The following is a 19954-nucleotide window of genomic DNA, read 5'->3' on the forward strand; positions in this document are numbered from 1 at the left end:
ATCCACTATAATACCTCATTTTAAGAAAGAAATGCACAAATGTCAACTTAAAGAACATAAAAAGGAAGGTCAAGCATTTCTGCTAACCTTCTGATTCTTGTATCCTACTTTCTTTCCATGGAAAAAGCTACTCTCTCGTCCGTAAAGTGAGCGAAAAAGTCGATCCCTGACCCAATTCACTTTGTACCGTAATCTGTCCATTGAGTTGATGAGCCAATTCTTGTGCAATATACAAGCCCAAGCCATAGCCACCTGTATTCATATTGCGAGAAGATTCTACGCGGTAGAGGAGTTTAAAAATCTTAGGCAATTCGTCCTTAGGAATACCCTGTCCTTGGTCTTCAACGGTGATTTTTAACTGTTCATTTGTTAAGACAGCATGAATTTGCAAGGGCGATCCACTCGGAGAATATTTGAGTGCATTGCTAACGAGATTGACTAAAATGCGCAAGAGCTTATCATAATCACTTATTATTTTAGCAGAAGCAGGTTCTACCTGAATGTCCACCTCTCGACCTTCTTGGTCCAACTTCAATTGAAACTCTGACAAGGTATCAATTAGTAGCTTATCGATAAAAATAGCTTGCAAGGGACCTTCTTCTCGCTCAAGAGCGTTGAGAGTGACATTATTGAGAGATTCGACCAATTTATTGAGCCGATCTGTCTGCCTACGAATGGTTTTGAGATAATAATTGCGTTCATTTTCTAAAATCAGACCATCCAGCATTCCCTCAACCGTCGCCTGAATAGAGGTAATCGGTGTTTTAATATCGTGCGAGAGCTGCGCAATCATCGTATTTTTTTCTTTTGCACTGATCTCTAATGACTGAAAACTATCCTCTAACTTTGAAGTCATGGTATTTAAGGTTTGAGCAAATTCCTGAAATTCAATCGGGCTTTGAATATCATCAATGGTTTCAAAATGATTTTGAGAAATTCCTTCAATATGCTTAGCTAGCTTTTCTAAGGATGTAAACACCCGACTCATCAACATCAGACTGACAAAAGTACCAACAAGACTAGCAACAAACGTTGTCAACAGAATAAAAATTTCCCCTTTTTCAGGAATCAGCATCCGATTGACAGCCCACATGAGTGATAAGAAAATAATCAAGGTGGAGGTCAAATAGCCGATAAGAATAAAATATTTTAATTTCATTTATACCTCCAACTTATACCCTAGACCCCAAACCGTCTTGATAGTCGGCGTTTCAGAGGTCGCATATTTTGCAAGAGCATTCCGAAGACCATGGATATGGACATTAAGCGTATTAGTATCATCAATATATTCTTCCTGCCAGACACGGTCATAAAGCTCTGTTTTTGAAAAAACACGTTGCGGATTGCTCAACAAAATCCAAAGGAGATCAAATTCCTTATTGGTCAAGTTTAATTCCTTATTTTGGATAAACGCTTGATGCGTGATCTGGTTAATTTTTAAATCACCCACTTGAATATGGTCTTCCTGATGCTGATGACGATGAATACGACGCAGGATATTATTGACTCGCAAGACCAATTCTCGTGGACTAAAGGGTTTACTGATAAAGTCATCTGCTCCCAAGCTGAGCGAATAAATCTTATCCATATCAGAGGTTTTTGCGGTAATAAACAAAAATGGCTGGTCAGGCGTGATAGCTTGAACTTCACTCATCAAGTCATAGCCATCCATAATAGGCATCATGATGTCCGTGATAATCAAGGCAATGGATTCTTTTTTATAAAGTTCTAGCGCTTCGGCTCCATTGTTGGCAATATGAACTGTATAACCTTCTTGAGACAAATAGCGACAATTGATTTCTGTAATCTCAATCTCGTCATCGACCAATAAGATTGTTTTATTCATCACAAATCCTCCTTTATGCAAAATAGTGCTATACTTCTGCAAGTATAACACTATTGTGGTAAATCTTTCAAGTCATACTCTCAAAAAAACTTAGTCAATATCCTATTCTTATTGGACAAGCAAATTTTTCTAAGTAGACAAGAAATCATTGAATGTCATTCGTTTTCTGATTTTTTACGTAAAGCAAATCCTGCAAAGCTAGCCAAGGCCATTCCAATCAGCGTAAGGGTAGCTGAACTTTCTGATCCTGTCTGTGGCAACTCTTTTTTCATCATCTTGTCATCCATCATTGCTGCTGTATTTTGTTTCATATTAGTCATTGGATGAGCTTGATCTACTTGAGCCTTCATATTCTCTTGCATAGGAGTTTGAGAATTTTGCACCATGTTATTTGGCATGGCTGGTGCAGTTGGAAGCTGATTTTGTTCAGTTTGTTTTTCTATCTTGCGAGTAGAGCCTCCAAAACCAAATATAGATAGGGATACTTGGCGAGTTGCTACAACATTGCTTTCATCAGCTTTACCGTCTTTGTTTCCGAAGACCTTAACGGTTGCAGTATAGGTATGAGTTCCAGCTGCTTTTAATGCGTTAAGCAATTCTTGACCAGTTTTGCCAGTTGCAGGTCCGTCAAGGGCTACTTGGTAGAAGTATTGACCATTTGTCAAACTTTCAAGTGCTTGTAAAGCTGGGTTCATCGCTGAACCGTTGTCAGACCATGGAGCTGTCTCAGAAGCCTTAAGCAGTAAGCGAGTGAGCATGCCATCGCCACCGAAGAATTCAAATGGAATTGTTCCATTAACACCTGCAAGGAATGGACCTGTGCCGTCTGCGTTGGCCTTTTCAAGATAGGCTGCTGGAACTGTTGTTTCTTCTTTGATATTGCCCTCGACAGCTTTCTTCACATCTTCAACAGCAGTCAAGCCATTGATTGTCACTTTCACTTTGCGAGTTGCCACAACATTGTCTTCGTCAGCCTTACCATTTTTGTTTCCAAATACATTGACTGTTGCAGTGTAAGTGTTCGTACCAGTTTTTTTCAATATGTCAAGCAAGTCTTTACCAGTCTTACCTGCTGCTTCTCCGTCAAGAGCTACTTTATAGAAATAGCTATTTTTACTGAGGTTTTTAAGAGGGGGAAGAGCAGGATGTTTAGCAGAGCCATTGTCTGACCATGGTGCTTTATCAGATTCTTTCAGAAGGGCACGAGTAAGCATGCCATCGCCACCAAAGGCTTCAAATGGAATGACCCCATTAACACCAGCAAGGAATGGACCTGATCCATCTGCATTTGCTTTTTCAAGATAAGCTGCAGGAATTTCTGTGTCTGCCTTGATATTTTCTTCGACTGCTTTCTTCACATCTGTTGCGGCAGTCAAACCATTGATTGTCACTTTCACTTTGCGAGTTGCCACAACATTGTCTTCGTCAGCCTTACCGTTTTTGTTTCCAAATACATTGACTGTTGCAGTGTAAGTGTTCGTACCAGCTTTTTTCAATGCATCAAGCAAGTCTTTACCAGTCTTACCTGCTGCTTCTCCATCAAGAGCTACTTGGTAGAAGTATTGACCATTTGTCAAACTTTCAAGTGCTTGTAAAGCTGGGTTCATCGCTGAACCATTATCAGACCAAGGAGCATTTTCAGATGCTTTAAGGAGCAAGCGAGTAAGCATACCGTCTCCACCGAAGGCTTCAAATGGGATTGTTCCATTTACCCCTGCAAGGAAAGGTCCTGAACCATCGGCATTTGCTTTTTCAAGGTAAGCCGCAGGTAGAGTGGTTTCTGCTTTAATATTTTCTTTAACAGCTTTCTTCACATCTTCAACAGCAGTTAAGCCATTGATTTTAACTGTTACTTTGCGAGTTGCCACAACATTGTCTTCGTCAGCCTTACCGTTTTTGTTTCCAAATACATTGACAGTTGCACCATAAGTGTTCGTACCAGTTTTTTTCAATATGTCAAGCAAGTCTTTACCAGTCTTACCTGCTGCTTCTCCGTCAAGAGCTACTTTATAGAAATAGCTATTTTTACTGAGGTTTTTAAGAGGAGGAATAGCCTCGTTTTTATCTGAACCATTATCAGACCATGGAGCATCTTTAGCTTCTTTGAGGAGGGCACGCGTCAACATACCGTCTCCGCCAAAAGCTTCAAATGGAATAATACCATTAACACCTGCAAGGAATGGACCTGTGCCGTCTGCGTTGGCTTTTTCAAGATAGCTTGCGGGAATTTCTGTGTTTGCATTGATGTTTTCTTCGACAGCTTGTTTTACTTCGTCAGCTTGTTTTTCCTCGTCAGCTGTTGTTTCATTTGCTGCTCTAAATCCGCTTCCAGCTGGGATTGATTCAGCTTCTTTTTTTACAGCCTCTGTCTGAATAGCTGTTTCTGCTTCAGCAACCTGTTTTTCTACATCTGCCGCGTTTTCCTGTTCTTCTGTGGTAGGAATAAGTTCATCAGTTTTCTCATTTACTGGGGAAACTACGGCTTCTGCTTGTGGAGCTAGCAGTTCGTCTGCCTGTGCAACAGTCTGATGCCCTAAGAAAATAACTAATCCACTAGCAATCAAAACAGAAGCAACTCCTGCTTTAAACTTACGAATTGAAAATACTGTATATCGTTCTCTATTTGCCATTTCTGGTCTCCTTTAGTATTGATACACGTATTGTAGCAGAATATTCTTAAACAGATGTAAGCGAATTATTAAGTAATTCTTAAGTGTTTCTTATTTATTACTTATCTCGTTTTGTAAGAGATTTTGCAAATAGTCATCAATTGACATCAAAACCTCTGTAATTTCCTGACCACTAAAGATATGGTTTGCTCCGTCTACCACCTTTAATTGTGCATTCGGTATGCTCTCTGCTGCTCTCTCAGCATAAGGTAAAGGAACAACATCATCTTGATTTCCTTGGATAATCAGCGCAGTTGCTTGAATTTTTGACATTTGTTGGTAAATATCATAATCCAAAAGCCGTTCAAAATAGACTTTTCAAAGATTCGTCCCTCTATGATTGTAAATATCTGGAATGCTAGCTGTATCTTTAAATAATTCCCGTGCATCATCAAACAATACAAAAGCGGCATTTAAGGTCACAAGCCCCTTAATCTGCGGATTTTCACCCGCTACAAGGGTTGATACAACACCTCCCTGACTATAACCCATAAGAATGAATGCATTCGTATCCACATAGTCCTTATTACGCCAATAATTTAACACCGTCTGCAAATCTGATTGCTCGGTAAAGACAGACATATCCAGCATACTGCCTCCACTTCTACTTTGAGTGCTGCCGCCGACAAAGTCAAAAGCGTAGACCAAGTAACCCTTATGAGCAAACTCTTCAGCATAGGAAGCGACAAATTCCAAGGTATTGTTAAAGCCGTGTGAAAAAATAATCATAGGCAACTGCTTGTCTTGATACCCTACTGGCGCAAACAGACGACCGTAAATCTGATTCTTATCCCGTGGAATGAGCACTTCTTCCTGCACAATTTCCTGACTGGGTGTTACCTTATCTGTTTTGGCATTTTCTTTTCTTGAGCTACTTTTAGCATCTGATTTCCTGGTCGAGGAATGACTGGATGAACTAGTAGCAGAAATAGATTGCTTGCTACAAGCACTCAGTAGCAACCCCATCCCAAGTATGGAAACCATAGAAAGTATGACAAATTTTCGCTTCATCTTTCCTCCTATTCAAAAAAGAATCTGCTGAACGCTCTATCCAGCAGATTCTTATCCTATCTAGTATTAGTGGGCATCGCCATTCCAAATCGAATTTTTCACGATGACGTAGTCTACATGTTTGAGACTTGAGATGTCTTTTCCACCTGCGTAAGAAATCGAGCTTTGCAAGTCTTGTTCCATTTCAATCAAGGTATCTTTCAAATGTCCTTTAGCTGGCAGCAAAATTTTCTTGCCTTCTACGTTCTTATAAGCTCCTTTTTGGTACTCAGATGCAGAGCCGTAGTATTCCTTGAATTGCTCACCGTCAACTTCGACTGTTTTTCCTGGGCTTTCAATATGTCCTGCAAAGAGTGAGCCAATCATGACCATGCTTGCACCAAAACGAATGGATTTGGCAATATCGCCATGGGTACGAATACCGCCATCTGCGATGATTGGTTTACGAGCAGCTTTGGCACACCAGCGTAGGGCAGCTAATTGCCAACCACCAGTACCGAAACCTGTCTTCACCTTGGTGATACACACTTTTCCTGGGCCAATCCCAACCTTGGTCGCATCTGCTCCCGCATTTTCTAATTCACGAACTGCCTCAGGTGTTCCAACATTTCCTGCAATGACAAAGGTTTCTGGCAATTCTTTTTTGATATGTTGAATCATTCGAATCACACTATCGGCATGACCATGAGCAATATCAATGGTAATATATTCTGGTGCATCGTCTTTCAACTGGGTTACAAACTCATACTCGTATTCTTTAACACCAACTGAGATAGAAGCAATCAGGCCCTGTTCATGCATACGCTTGATGAATGGAATCCGTCCAGCCTCATCAAAACGGTGCATGATATAAAAATAACCATCTTTTGCCAATTGTTCTGCAACTTTTTCATCAATAATGGTCTGCATGTTTGCAGGCACAACAGGTAGTTTAAAAGTATGATTGCCCAAAGTCACCTGAGTATCCGCCTCTGAACGGCTCTTAATGATACATTTGTTTGGAATCAATTGAATGTCTTCATAGTCAAAAATAGGGAATTCGTTAAGCATCTCAGCTCTCCTTTATGATAATGACCTACCTATGCCCTTTGGCATCGCTACGTCTTTCCAGACGCTTCCTTAACTTATTATACAAGAACGTTTGGTTTTTGTCAATTTTGAAACTATATAATTTTTAAATATTCGTCATTTTAGATATTTACGTTCTTTTCAGTCCGGAATCATTCGTTTTTATTGTGTTTTGATTCAAAAAAATCGCAATCTGACAATTGCGATGAGAGAAATTTAATCAAATTCATATAGCTGAGGGTAGTTAGAACATTCGGGATTCTTAGGATGACACACCTCACGACCAAAGTAAATCATCGCCTGATGAGCTTTGAGCCACAATTCTGGTGGCAATACTTCCATGACACGCTTTTCGGTTTCAAGCGGTGTAGCTGATTTCTTAACAATATCATGGTGTTTACATATCCGACCGACATGGGTGTCAACCGCAAAGGCTGGAATACCAAACCCAACACTCATGACGACATTTGCTGTCTTGCGTCCCACGCCTGACAAGGCTTCTAACTCTTCTCTCGTCTCTGGCACCACACCAGCATGTCTATCAAGCAACTGCTGGGCGCATTCTTTAAGGAATTTTGCCTTATTGCGATAAAGCCCCAGTCGTGAAATATAACTAGCTATTTCAGATTCGCTAGCTGCGGCCATTTTCTCAGGAGTGGGGAGTGCTGCAAAGAGAGCTGGAGTCGCCTTATTGACCGCTGCATCCGTTGTCTGAGCAGATAGCATGACCGCCACCAACAGTTCAAAATGATTCCGAAAATCTAGACTAGGCTTGGCATCGGGATATAAGGCAATAATTTCTTCAATGACTTTTCTAGCGCGTTTTTTCGATAATACCATACACTCTCACTTCTTCTCTTCTTCCTTCTATCCTATTATACCATATAGGATAGAAGAAAGAAAAAAAATGACTTGACAGATCGAGTTCTTCCAGGTTTTGCATTTTTTCATCTGGCATTGTATAGTGAATTGAATAAAGATGAAGACATCGTTAAGTCGCTTTGCTTCAAGAGTCCAGTGGACTGTTGAAGGTTGGAAATAGGGATTATGGAGTAATCCTCAATTCACGCCAGTTCTATCTGCCGCTCCTTGCCTTGTCTTATTCCTTTCTCAATCCACTATAAAAATACTACAGAAAGTCTGTCAATGCGACGTCGTCTCTGCAGTGTTTTGCTTATTTGCGGTACATTTTAAATTGTAGATAGAGATCGTTGTAGTCACCTAGGAGTTTGCGACCGAGGTTATCGTAGACTTCTAGGTTTTTCAAGGTCTCTTCTGAAGGGTAAAAGGCCTTATCGTTTTTGACTTCATCTGGTAGCATTTCCTTGGCCTTGGTATTAGGTGTTGCATAACCGATATACAAGGCATTCTGGTAGGCATTTTCTGGACGCAGCATAAAGTTAATAAAAGCATAGGCACCCTCAATATTTTTCGCAGTTTTTGGAATGACCATATTATCAAACCAAAGATTTGAACCTTTTGAGGGCACAACATAATGCAGGTTCTCATTACCGTCTAGCATTTCACTTGCTTCACCAGAGAAACTGACGGCAATGGCCGCTGCATCTTGAATCATGTAACCTTTGATTTCATCAGAGACAATCGCCTTGATGTTAGGGGTCAATTCGTACAAGTAATCCGCTGCTTTTTCTAGCTCGTCTTTGTTACGAGAATTAAGACTGTAGCCAAGGGTCTGAAGACCAATGCCCATTCCCTCACGAGCACCGTCTACCAACATGATATTGTCACGGTATTCTTCTGACCATAAATCTTCCCATTCCCGAGGAGGATGTTCGACCATCGTCTCATTGTAGACAATTCCTAGAGTTCCCCAGAAATAAGGAATGGAGTAATCATTGTTTTTATCAAAGCTCAAGCCTAGAAACTTCGGATCGATATTTTCAAGCCCCTTGATTTTTTTCTTGTCGAGCTTGACCAGCAGATGTTCATCCATCATCTTAGAAATCATGTACTCAGACGGAATGGTCAAATCGTAAGTTGTTCCACCCTGCTGAATCTTGGTGTACATAGCTTCGTTCGAATCAAAGGTCTGGTAATCAACTTTTATACCTGTCTCTTCTGTAAATTTCTCTAGCAAGTCAGGGTCGATATAATCTCCCCAGTTGTAAATGACTAATTTTTCGGTTGTTCCCTCGTTGGACTTACTTTCTAGCTTGTGGCTAATTCCAAAGAGAGCAAGAACAATCACGACAATACCGATTAAAAAAGAATATAATCGTTTCATTAGTTGGCCTCCTTTTCACGTGAAATAAAATAATAGCCCACTACCAATAAGATACTAAACAAAAAGACTAGGGTTGATAGGGCATTTATTTCAAGGGAAATTCCCTGACGAGCACGTGAATAAATCTCAACAGAAAGGTTGGAATAGCCATTTCCTGTTACAAAGAACGTCACGGCAAAATCATCTAATGAATAGGTAAAGGCCATAAAGTAGCCGGCGATAATGGCTGGTGTCAAATACGGCAACATGATTTCCTTGAGCATTTGGAATTGACTAGCTCCCAAATCATAGGCTGCAAGCACCATATCATCATTCATTTCCTTGAGTCGTGGTAAAACCATCAGAACAACGATTGGAATCGAAAAAGCCACATGGCTCAAAAGAACAGAGACAAATCCAAGTTGGAAGCCAATCACGGTAAAGAGAATCAGGAAGCTTGCCCCAATCATCACATCTGGTGCTACCATCAGAATATTATTGAGGGACAATAAGGTGTTCTGCCATTTTTGTTTGCTTTGATAGATATAAATGGCTCCAAACGTTCCAATGATCGTTGCAATCAAGGAACTAAGAAAGGCTAGTAGGAAGGTCTGAGCTAAAATCAGCATTAAACGGCTATCCCCTAACATAGAGGCAAAATATTCCGTAGTGAAACCCGTAAATCCATTCATATCACCGCCTTCATTAAAAGCATAGGTAATCAGATAAAAAATCGGGAGATACAAAACAAGGAAGGTAATGGTGAGGTAAACTTTTCCAAATTTTTTCATCATTTCTTCCTCTCTTTCGTTAACCACATGGTCAAAAGCATGGCCAAAATTAAGACCACACCTACGGTTGAACCCATTCCCTGATTTTGAGTTGTAAGGAAATGCTGTTCAATCGCTGTACCAAGTGTAATGACACGATTACCACCAATCAAACGGGTCAGCATGAACAAGCTCAAACTTGGAATAAAGACAGCTTGAACCCCACTTCTGACACCATTCATTGAGAGAGGAAAAATAACTTTTGTAAAGGTTTGCCAAGAACTAGCCCCCAAATCACGACTAGCATAGATGAGATTTTGATCTAAATCATCCAAAGCATTGAAAATTGGCAAAATCATAAAAGGAATTTCAATGTAGCTAGCAACTGTGATAAAGGAAAAATCAGTAAAGAGAATCTGCTGCGTTCCCAAGCCTAAAAAACTCAAAAATTGATTGATTGACCCGTGTTGGCCAAAAATTCCGATAAAGGCATAGGCTTTCAAAAGTAAATTCACCCAAGTCGGTAAAATAATCAACATCAACCAGAGCTGCTTGTGTTTTAACTGAGTAAGAAAAAAGGCAGTTGGATAGCTAATCACTAAGGTCACAAGGGTAATGATCCCTGCATAGAGAATCGAGTTCATACTCATCCGCAAATAGGTCATATTGGGCGAGTTAAAGTAAGTATAGTAATTATCGAAGGTAAAATGCCCATCAATCCCCAAAAATGATTTATAAATAATCATGACAACAGGCGCCAAAACAAACAAGGCAATCCAAAGGACATAAGGAAGGACGAATAAGCTAGAGGTTTTCTTCATTTCGTTCCTCCTCAATGGCATTGATCAAGCCATCTTCGACTTCTTCGACCTCCACATATTCTTCAATACGAGCATCAAACTCCTCTTCTGTCTCGTTAAGACGCATGATATGAATATCTTCAGGTTCAAAGTCTAATCCGATCACTTCTCCTTCAATGGCTTTACGAGTAGAGTGAATCATCCATTCATTGCCTAAATCATCGTAGGCGATAATCTCATAGTGGACACCACGGAAAAGCTGGGTATCGACTTTCACCTTTAATTTGCCCTCATCTGGCAAGGTAATTTGCAAGTCTTCGGGACGAATGACTACCTGAACATGTTCGTTTGGTTTCATTCCTCCGTCAACTGCCTCAAACCGTTTGCCGTTAAATTCAACCAAGTAGTCTTCAATCATGCGACCAGAAATGATGTTGGATTCTCCAATAAAGGTCGCAACAAAATGGTTGATTGGCTCATCATAAATATCGACCGGTGTCCCTGATTGGACAATCTCGCCTTCATTCATGACAAAAATCCAATCACTCATGGCTAGCGCTTCTTCTTGATCGTGCGTGACAAAGACAAAGGTAATACCAAGTCGTTGCTGCAATTCACGAAGTTCATACTGCATATCAGTCCGCAATTTCAAGTCAAGCGCTGACAAGGGCTCATCTAGCAAGACCACTCGTGGCTCATTGATAATAGCGCGTGCAATAGCCACCCGTTGGCGTTGCCCACCAGATAACTTTTGAATAGGGCGTTTTTCATATCCTGCCAAACGAACCATTTTCAAGACTTCTGTTACCCGTTGTTCGATTTCTTCCTTAGGGATTTTTCGTAATTTAAGGGGAAAAGCCACGTTTTCAAATACAGTCATGTGCGGAAAGAGCGCATACGACTGAAAAACTGTATGGACATCACGTTTATTGGTTGGTACATCGTTGATTCGCTCACCATCCAGATAAATATCACCTGAAGTGGCATCTAAGAGCCCAGCGATAATATTTAAAATCGTTGATTTTCCCGAACCAGAAGCACCTAAAAGGGTATAAAACTTCCCTTCTTCTAGCTCAAAGTTAATATCCTTTAAAACGACTGTTCCACTGTCTTCAAATACTTTTGAAACGTTCTTAAATTCGATAATTGGTTTCTTCAATTCTCATAAATTCCTTCTTTATATGGATTACAGATTAGAGGCTCTGTTAGGCCTTTTCTGACTCTAAGGTATGATAACTACCTTCTATACTACCGGCTACGATAGGCTTCACCTCCCTTACTGCGAATATTGTTTTGATTTTATTTTAAAGAATCACCTAAAATCCGTACTTCACGCTCGAGTGTAATTCCTGAGTGCTTTTCGACTGCTTCAATGACATAGGCCACTAAGTCTTCGTAATCTTGCGCAGTTCCGTCTGCGACATTGACCATAAATCCTGCATGTTTTTCAGATACTTCAACACCGCCGATACGATGACCTTTCAAGCCTGCTTCCATAATCAACTGGCCTGCAAAGTGACCCATAGGGCGTTTGAAAACGGAGCCACAAGACGGATATTCCAAGGGCTGTTTCAGTTCCCGTAGGTGGGTCAAACGTTCCATTTCTTGTTTAATTGTTGTATGATTTCCAGGTTTCAAAGCAAATTTTGCTGACAGGACAATCGCACCATTCTCTTGTAAAATGGACGAACGATAGCCAAAGGTCAGTTCACGAGCGTCCAGCGTTTCCACATAGCCTTTCGGTGTTAAAATCTGCGCCGAAACTAGGATATGGGCAATTTCGCCACCATAAGCACCCGCATTCATAAAGACGGCACCACCAACGCTTCCTGGAATTCCGCAGGCAAATTCAAAACCTGATAGAGAATGGTGAGCAGCTACCTGCGTTGTCTGGATTAGATTGGCTCCTGCTTCTGCTTCAATCGTGTAGCCCGATACAGTAATGCTGTTGAGCTTGTCCATACGAATGACAAAGCCTCGAATCCCACCGTCACGCACGATGATATTACTGGAATTTCCCAGTACCATCCATGGAATGTTTTCCTGATTGGCGAATTCAACAATCCGCACCAATTCATAACGATTGCGAGGAAAGGCCAGATAATCCACTTTACCTCCAACCTTGGTGTAGGTATAATCTTTCAATGGTTCATCGAAACGAATATCTATTTCTGTTAGTGTTTGTTTTATTTTCTCTTTCATATTTTCTTACCCCAAAAGTGCATTCAGTCCATTATATCAAAAATCCTAGTAGAAAACGATAAAAAAGAAACAAAAGAATTGATTCCCTGTTTCTTTTTGAGATATTTTTTCGTTGATGTTTGATACTCGTTCAGTTAGATGACAGGCTTAGTTTTCCACCCGTACACCTTGCTTATCTACCGCCAAGATAAAGCTCTCACCTTCTAGTTGCAGGGCATCAATGGCTTCTTTAATCACAACTTCTTTGGTCTTTTCTGCTAAGACCATGATAGTTGGCCCTGCTCCTGATAAATAGGTCGCATAAGCTCCCAATTCCCGCCCTAATTGACGGATTGGATAAAATTCCTGCACCAATTTTTGACGGAAGGGCTCGTGGAACAGATCTGATTCAATGGCTTTTCCAGCCTCGACCAAGTCTCCTGTCAACAAGGCTGCAATCGCGACATTGGCAATAGCGCTTGCTGCAACAGCCTTTTTAGCTGAAAATTGTGTCGGCAAGACCCCACGACTTTCACTTGTCCGCAACGGATAGTTGGGAATGAAGGCGATGAAACTTGCTTCTGGAAAATCAGTCATAACCTTCGCTACCTGTTTATTGACATAACTTGAGATGACCAAATTTCCAAAAATCGCAGGTGCTACATTATCAGGATGTCCCTCGATTTCCGTTGCAAAATGCAATTTTTCATCGTCGCTCAGCTGCAAATCCGCTAGTTGATTGGCAAGCTCAATCCCTGCTACAATAACAGAACTTGATGAACCAAGCCCACGCGCCAGTGGAATGTCGCTTAGCATACGAACATGATGTGGTTGCAAGTCTGGACATACTTTTAGAGCTGTCTTTATCAAAAGATTGTACTTGTCTGACGGCACAAATTCTAAATCATGCTCAACAAACCACTCTTCCTGCTCTTTCACAACTTCAATAGTCAAATATTTAGACAAGGCCACACCGAGAGAATCAAATCCTGGACCGATATTGGCACTGGTTGCTGGTACAATAATTTTCATCTTATTCTCCCAGCACTTTGAATGTATTTTGAAGCTTGAAGTCTGTTGCTTCTGCTAGCTTAGCCGTGACATTTTCCAATTGCGTTTTGCTCATGCTATGAGTGACAACGACTAAACGTGCCTGCAGGCCGTCAGAAGCCTGTTGGAGAATTTGCTTGAAGGAAATTTCTTCTGCATTGAAAATCTCCGCTAATTGCAACAAGGTCCCATTTTTGTCAGGTGCTAGGATAGAGAAATAATATTCGCTACGCACATCAGCAGGCGCTGCCAGTTGAAGCGGACGAGAAAATTCATTGAAAGCCTTGCCGATTGTCTGGTCTTTCAAACGGCGAACAATGCGAATAATATCGGCTGTAACACTTGCTGCGGTCGGTTTTTGTCCAGCCCCTGGTCCATAGTACATGGACTGACCGATACCGATTGACTCAACAAAAACCGCATTCATTACACCATTAACGCTTGCTAATGGATGATTTTTCGGCAAGAAAGTTGGTGAGACTTCCGCCGATAAGCCAGAATCTGTCTCGCGAATATCTCCGACCAATTTGATGACGTAACCCAATTCTTGTGCGACCGCTACATCGTCTGGGGAAATCGTTGAAATGCCCTTGTGTTCTACATTTTCAAAATCAATGGTCATCCCAAAGGCGAATTGACTGAGAATAACAGCCTTATAGGCAGCATCGATTCCCTCTACGTCATTAGTCGGGTCAGACTCTGCATAGCCCAATTCCTGAGCCGTTTTCAAGGCTTCCTCATAAGTCCAGCCCTCATCAACCATTTTGGTCATCATGAAGTTAGAAGTTCCGTTCAATACTCCAAGGATACGAGTGACTTTGTCAGATACAAATGAGTTTGACAAGGTCCGCAAAATCGGAATACCACCTGCAACGGCTGCTTCATAGTAAAGCGCAACACCGTACTCTTCTGCAAGCTTGCGCAACTCACTTCCATGTACGGCGAGCAAGTCTTTATTTGCTGTCACAACGTGCTTACCTGCTTCTAAGGCACGGCTGATAAAGGTCTTAGCAGGCTCGATACGCCCCATTAACTCAACGACAATCTGAATCTCGTCATCTGCTAAAATCTCATCGACATTTGTGACAAAATGATATGCGTGTCCTGCTGCTTCCAAGCGTGATTTTTCCACATCATCCCTTACCAAAACCTTAGCAATTTCGATGTCATCTTGGGCGGCTTGCTGGATCTTTTCTGTGTTTTCTTTCAACAAAAAAGGAATACCGCTTGCTACTGTACCAAATCCTAATAATCCAATTTTTACTGTCATGCCTACTCCTTTAAAAACTATTTTTACTATTATATCAGATAATTAAAGCAGTTGGCAAAAAATTTGCTATAATAGAGGAAGATATCAAAAGGAGGTCCTTATGCCAGCACAAAGAAGTCGTTCGACTCGAAACCACAAAAAACGCCGCAACCATACAAAAGGTCTATGGGCTGCAATCAGTACCTTACTACTCATTCTACTGGCTATCGTTTTTTATCTCAATCGTGACAACATTCTAGCAGTTATACAGCCAAGCACTCGAGAAAGCCAAACAGTAGCTACAAAGTCAGCTGCCACATCCACTAGCCAAGGAGCAACTAGAGAGACAAGTGAAGCAAGTTCGTTAAGTAGTGAGGACATTACCTGGGAAAAACAAGCCGAACCTGTCAAAATTCCCATACTCATGTACCACGCTGTCCATGTCATGGCGCCTGAAGAGGCTGCCAACGCCAACCTGATTGTTGATCCGACGACATTTGAAAGTCATCTCAAGGCCTTTCAAGAAGCAGGCTACTACACACTTACTCCTGAAGAAACCTATAAAATCTTGACCGAAAATGTATTACCAAAGGGCAAAAAAGTCGTTTGGCTCACCTTTGATGATAGCTTGTGGGATTTCTACAGCATTGCTTATCCACTGCTCAAGCAATACAACATGAAAGCAACCAATAATGTCATCACAGGGGTGACCGACACCCAGCCAGACCATCTGACCTTGGAACAAATCAAAGAAATGCGAGACAATGGCATGTCCTTCCAGAGCCATACCGTCAATCACCCGGATTTGGAATATAGCTCGCTAGAAGCTCAAAATACGGAACTAAAAGATTCCAAGTCCTACCTTGACCAAGAGCTCAATCAAGACACCATCGCAATCGCCTACCCCGCAGGTCGCTATTCTGATCAGACTATCAAAACGGTCGAAGAAGCTCAGTACAAACTCGGGGTAACCACCAACGAAGGACTTGCTTCTGCGGCAAATGGTCTCCTCACCCTCAACCGCGTCCGCATCCTCCCTGTCACAACGGCCGAAGGACTGCTACAGACGATTGGGCAATAAATGAAAGCTAGAAGCCTTGTTAGCCACCAGCTTAGCTGGTGGTTTTCTTGTTCTTCTCTGCGAGAAGAACTGGCTTGAAGCCATAATAAAAAACGAGCTTGGGACAAAAAGTGTCCAGGCTCGTTTTTTTATACTTTGAATAGTTTGGCATATATCAATAGTCAGAGAAGTAACTATTAATACCTAAACCTAGAAACTAGAGAGCGAGGACAGTCCACCGAACCGTTAATACTTGAGCCTAGAAATGAGAACGCAAAATTAACAAAATCGATTTCATCGTAAGGCGTCTGCCGTATAAAGTGCAGGAGCAATATCAGAAGCCTCAATCGTCACCACTTTCTGCGATAACTGCTCTGTCAATATGCAACCAATTTCTTTCATCGATGATGTGTCAAAAAGAATCGACTTTAAAATCGTGTCTCCTAAAACCTCTCCCTAACTTTTCATCTTAACCTATTGTCACTAGCCTTTTTCAGCGCCCTTTGTAATGTAAAAACAAGAGACCGTGCTCAAAACCAGTCTCTTGTTATGTCAAAACGTTGACTATTAAACAATTTCTATTCGATTATCTGACTTTCAGCAACCTGCTTGTACCAGTAAGCACTTTTCTTGGGATAGCGTTTTTGGGTGTCAAAATCAACATAGAAAAGCCCGTAGCGTTTTTCATAGCCGTTTGACCAGGAGAAAACATCCATTAAGGACCAAAGGAAATAGCCTTTAACATTCGCTCCAGCAGCAATGGTATCTGAAACCACGCTGAGATGCTGTTTCACATAATCAATCCGTGCATCGTCATAAACGGTACCGTCTACAAATTCATCCTTATAGCCCAGACCATTTTCGGTAATGTAGATTTTTTTGTAGTTTGGATAGTCTGTCTTGACCCGCATAATCTGGTCGTACAATCCTTGCGGATAAATCATCCAATCCCAGTCCGTCCTTGGCACATCCACCTCAAATTCTCTGCGGCCAACGCCTTTAATCTGATACTTGGATCCGCCTTTTTCTCCTTTTCCGTTATGAGTAATTTCTGTCACATCGACTGCGTCTCCCCGCATCCAATCACTCATATAGTAATTGATACCTAGGAAATCATTCAAATCTTTAGCAGCTTGTAAATGTTCAAAATCTTCATCTAGTAATTCAATCTGACCCCCATTTACAGCTAAGATGTGGTGTACACCCTCCATGGTCTCATCTGAATATTTTCCAAGATAAGTCGCATCCAAAATAAAGCGATTGTGAATAATGTCTTCTAAGGCTGCTGCCCGAACATCAGCTGGATTTTCAGGATTGTAAGGATATTTTGTCGGCAAAGCATGGACCACTCCGATCTCGCCTGCATAGCCCTTATCCTTAAAGAGTTTGACTGCACGTGCGTGAGCCACCATCATATTATGGTGAGACTGAAAGACTTTCTCTAAATTGTATTGGATGCCTGGAGGAAATTTTCCGACCAAGTACTGTCCATCACCAATCGGACCAATCTCGTTAAAGGTAGTCCAGAAATTCACTTCAGAGAATTCTTCAAAGCAAAAAGCTGCATAGTCCACAAAATGATTAATCGTTTCTCGGTTGAGGAAATCCCCTTGAGAATGCAAGGCTTCAGGTGTATCAAAATGATGTAAGGTTACAAAAGGCTCTACATGTCGTTTGTGGCACTCTGCAAACAAACGATGATAAAACTCGACTCCCCTCGGATTTACCTTGCCATACCCTGTTGGAAAAATACGCGACCAAGCAATGGAAATCCGAATACCATTCACTCCGAATTTCTCTGCCAATTCCAAATCAACTGGATAGCGATGATAAAAATCACTAGCAGGGTCTGCACGGTACCAATAATTATCTTCTAAATATTTATCCCATGCAACAGGACCCTTACCGTCTAGCTTAGTCGCTCCTTCTGCCTGATAGGCTGCTGTCGCTCCACCGAAAATAAAATCTTGCGGTAATTGTTTCGCCATACTTCACTCCTAATTTTCTAACTGTTGCTGAACAAAAGCAAGAGCTCCCTTACCGTCACGCGTTAACTTAATGTACTCAGCCCCTTCTGTTTTCGCCAATCGAATATTTAGCGCATCTGTTTCTTGTTTCATATCGGCATAGTTTGAAGCCACTTGAGGCGCAAGGATGACTAGGTCATATTCTGGTAGGATCTCACGGTGAGCACCATAACTTCCTGCCGCAGCTGTTACAGGTACGCCATATTCTTTTGCTGCTTTGGTGAGAGCATTGGCCAATAAACCACTGGTTCCACCACCTGCACAGAGCACCAACACATTGGTTTCCTTGGTGATTGTCTTATCAGACAACTGACGTTCAAGAATAGCATCTGCTTTTGCAGTATTAAAATTCGCTGCTACTTTTTCATGAAGCTGATTATTTTCCTTACCTGCTTTTTCCTCAGCCAAAATTTGGTGGTCATACACCTTTAAGAATGGATAGTAAATCACAATATCTACTACGACCAACAAAGCAGCAAGAACAAAGGCTAGAGGTGCAAAGTTTGTCCCCATAATGATACCCAGTGGTCCAGGTGTTGTCCACGGTAAATTAACACTGAAACTGTTCATGCCCAATGTATCAACAAAGAATTTGAAAATCCAGACATTAACAATCGGCGCGAAAATGAAGGGAACAAAGAACACAGGATTCAAAACAATTGGCGCTCCAAACAAAATCGGCTCATTGACACCAAAGAAGGTCGGAACAACGGAAGCACGTCCAATCGCCTTATTACGCTCGGATTTACAAAACCACATAAACATGAACGGTACGACTAAAGTTGCTCCTGTCCCCCCCATGGTAACAATAAACATCTGTGTACCAGAAGTAAGCACTTTATCTGCATGCTGACCTGCTTGTAACAATTGAAAGTTTGTTTCAATATTGGCATAAGTAATGGCCGCAATGGCAGGCTCAACAATAGACGGACCATGAATTCCGACAAACCAGAAGAGGGCATAGGCACCAAAAATAATGGTAATGCCTAAGTAACCGTCTGCTGCTGTAAATAATGGTTCAAAGAGTTTTAAAATAGCTTCAGCTACGCTCGTTCCCACAGCATGACGAATTCCCAAATCAATAGCATAGATGCCTAAAATAGTAATAGCATATGGAATAATGTCCTTAAATACTTGTGAAATATTTGGCGGTACTTCCTCTGGCATCCGAATCGTGATATTATTTTTTACACAAACTCGATAAACATTTACTGTAACAAAAGCGGCTACAAAGGCTGTTAACAAACCTTTTGTCCCCATATAGCCATTTGCAAAACCACCTTCAATACCATCTGAAGCAAGGAGCAAGAAGCCAGAGATTGATGCAATCATTGTAGAAATAAAGTTGATTTGATTTGTTTTAGGCAAATCACGGTTGATATTATCTGTCAGAGATTTTGCAGTTGTCCCTGCTACTAATACCGCCACAATCCCCATGGTATAGCCATAAGGCTTCATAATCATACCGACTGCTTCATCCGACCACTTGAAACCAAAAATATTTGGCACAAAAGCAACGAGTAAGAAAATACTTGAAAATAGAATGGCTGGAATAGCTGCTATAAAACCATCACGAATGGCACGCAAGTAGATATTCCGTGAAATTTTCTCAAAAAGAGGTTTTCCTCTCTCAATTTGTTCAATCAGTTTATTCATGATTTAATCCCCTTTTATATAATTCAATCATATGTGACATCATATCTTTTAACAATAAGGTCGTCATCAAATGATCCTGACCGTGCATCAAGGTCACGCTAAATGCTAAATCTTCTCCAGCTGCTTCTTTTTGAAGAAGAGCTGTTTGGGTGTGGTGAGCTTCTACAATACATTCATTTGCCGCGACAATCAACTGCTCTGCGCGGTCAAACTCGCCTTTTTGAGCCGCTGTCAATGCCTCCAATAATTTGGATCTGGCGTCTCCTGCAAAGGCAACAATTTCAAAACCAAGTAATGTAATTTCTTCTCTATTCATGTTATTTCCTCCTTGTGATATGGTTGA

The 19954-nt window shown here is 41.2% G+C and carries 18 protein-coding genes; 1 reads left to right on the forward strand and 17 read right to left on the reverse strand.

Going from position 1 to position 19954, the window contains the following annotated elements; genetic code table 11:
- Positions 1-127 precede the first annotated feature (127 nt).
- From CHF41_RS07355 to CHF41_RS07420, 14 genes are all read right to left on the reverse strand, one after another.
- A complete protein-coding gene (locus CHF41_RS07355; protein WP_119876667.1) occupies positions 128-1159 on the reverse strand; it encodes a sensor histidine kinase in 1032 nt (343 codons plus the stop codon).
- The gene (locus CHF41_RS07360; protein ID WP_119876668.1) at positions 1160-1846 is read right to left on the reverse strand and encodes a response regulator transcription factor; all 687 of its coding nucleotides are present in this window, start codon (positions 1844-1846) and stop codon (positions 1160-1162) included.
- A 155-nt stretch (positions 1847-2001) separates the two neighbouring features.
- Positions 2002-4476 carry an SSURE domain-containing protein gene (locus CHF41_RS07365; protein WP_119876669.1) on the reverse strand — a complete coding sequence of 825 codons (2475 nt, stop codon included), beginning with the start codon at positions 4474-4476 and terminating at the stop codon, positions 2002-2004.
- Positions 4477-4566: 90 nt separating this feature from the next.
- Positions 4567-4788 carry an alpha/beta hydrolase gene (locus CHF41_RS07370; RefSeq protein WP_162911928.1) on the reverse strand — a complete coding sequence of 74 codons (222 nt, stop codon included), beginning with the start codon at positions 4786-4788 and terminating at the stop codon, positions 4567-4569.
- 45 nt (positions 4789-4833) lie between these two features.
- A complete protein-coding gene (locus tag CHF41_RS07375) occupies positions 4834-5526 on the reverse strand; it encodes an alpha/beta hydrolase (protein ID WP_119876671.1) in 693 nt (230 codons plus the stop codon).
- 66 nt (positions 5527-5592) lie between these two features.
- Positions 5593-6576, reverse strand: a complete 984-nt coding sequence (gene guaC / locus CHF41_RS07380) for a GMP reductase (RefSeq protein WP_119876672.1) — start codon at positions 6574-6576, stop codon at positions 5593-5595.
- Positions 6577-6810: 234 nt separating this feature from the next.
- Positions 6811-7434 (reverse strand): endonuclease III, encoded by a 624-nt coding sequence (gene nth, locus CHF41_RS07385; protein WP_119876673.1) that lies wholly within the window; start codon positions 7432-7434, stop codon positions 6811-6813.
- Between the two features lie 334 nt (positions 7435-7768).
- Positions 7769-8839, reverse strand: a complete 1071-nt coding sequence (locus tag CHF41_RS07390) for an ABC transporter substrate-binding protein (RefSeq protein WP_119876674.1) — start codon at positions 8837-8839, stop codon at positions 7769-7771.
- Positions 8839-9609, reverse strand: coding sequence for an ABC transporter permease (locus CHF41_RS07395; protein WP_119877167.1), 771 nt, complete (start codon positions 9607-9609; stop codon positions 8839-8841). Before CHF41_RS07395 ends, CHF41_RS07390 begins: the two co-directional genes overlap by 1 nt.
- Entirely contained in the window at positions 9609-10409 is an 801-nt protein-coding gene (locus CHF41_RS07400; RefSeq protein ID WP_119876675.1) for an ABC transporter permease, read from the reverse strand. Before CHF41_RS07400 ends, CHF41_RS07395 begins: the two co-directional genes overlap by 1 nt.
- Positions 10393-11547, reverse strand: coding sequence for an ABC transporter ATP-binding protein (locus tag CHF41_RS07405; RefSeq protein ID WP_119876676.1), 1155 nt, complete (start codon positions 11545-11547; stop codon positions 10393-10395). Before CHF41_RS07405 ends, CHF41_RS07400 begins: the two co-directional genes overlap by 17 nt.
- Before the next feature lie 140 nt (positions 11548-11687).
- Positions 11688-12590: a UDP-N-acetylmuramate dehydrogenase gene (gene murB, locus CHF41_RS07410; protein ID WP_119876677.1), complete on the reverse strand. Its 903-nt coding sequence runs from the start codon at positions 12588-12590 to the stop codon at positions 11688-11690.
- Between the two features lie 147 nt (positions 12591-12737).
- Entirely contained in the window at positions 12738-13601 is an 864-nt protein-coding gene (gene thrB / locus CHF41_RS07415; protein WP_119876678.1) for a homoserine kinase, read from the reverse strand.
- A 1-nt stretch (position 13602) separates the two neighbouring features.
- Complete coding sequence (locus CHF41_RS07420) at positions 13603-14889, reverse strand: homoserine dehydrogenase (protein WP_119876679.1); 1287 nt, start codon at positions 14887-14889, stop codon at positions 13603-13605.
- A 100-nt stretch (positions 14890-14989) separates the two neighbouring features.
- Here CHF41_RS07420 and CHF41_RS07425 point away from each other — a divergent pair, with 100 nt between their 5' ends.
- Positions 14990-15949, forward strand: coding sequence for a polysaccharide deacetylase family protein (locus CHF41_RS07425; RefSeq protein ID WP_119876680.1), 960 nt, complete (start codon positions 14990-14992; stop codon positions 15947-15949).
- A gap of 557 nt (positions 15950-16506) precedes the next feature.
- On the opposite strand, the gene lacG is transcribed toward CHF41_RS07425, so the two are convergent.
- The 3 genes from lacG to CHF41_RS07440 are packed head-to-tail and all read right to left on the reverse strand — an operon-like array spanning position 16507 to position 19927.
- The gene (gene lacG, locus CHF41_RS07430; RefSeq protein WP_119876681.1) at positions 16507-17916 is read right to left on the reverse strand and encodes a 6-phospho-beta-galactosidase; all 1410 of its coding nucleotides are present in this window, start codon (positions 17914-17916) and stop codon (positions 16507-16509) included.
- A gap of 9 nt (positions 17917-17925) precedes the next feature.
- Positions 17926-19611 carry a lactose-specific PTS transporter subunit EIIC gene (locus CHF41_RS07435; RefSeq protein ID WP_119876682.1) on the reverse strand — a complete coding sequence of 562 codons (1686 nt, stop codon included), beginning with the start codon at positions 19609-19611 and terminating at the stop codon, positions 17926-17928.
- Positions 19604-19927, reverse strand: coding sequence for a PTS lactose/cellobiose transporter subunit IIA (locus CHF41_RS07440; RefSeq protein ID WP_119876683.1), 324 nt, complete (start codon positions 19925-19927; stop codon positions 19604-19606). Before CHF41_RS07440 ends, CHF41_RS07435 begins: the two co-directional genes overlap by 8 nt.
- Positions 19928-19954 lie beyond the last annotated feature (27 nt).

The sequence above is a fragment of the Streptococcus respiraculi genome (assembly GCF_003595525.1).
GTDB classification, from domain to species: Bacteria; Bacillota; Bacilli; order Lactobacillales; family Streptococcaceae; genus Streptococcus; species Streptococcus respiraculi.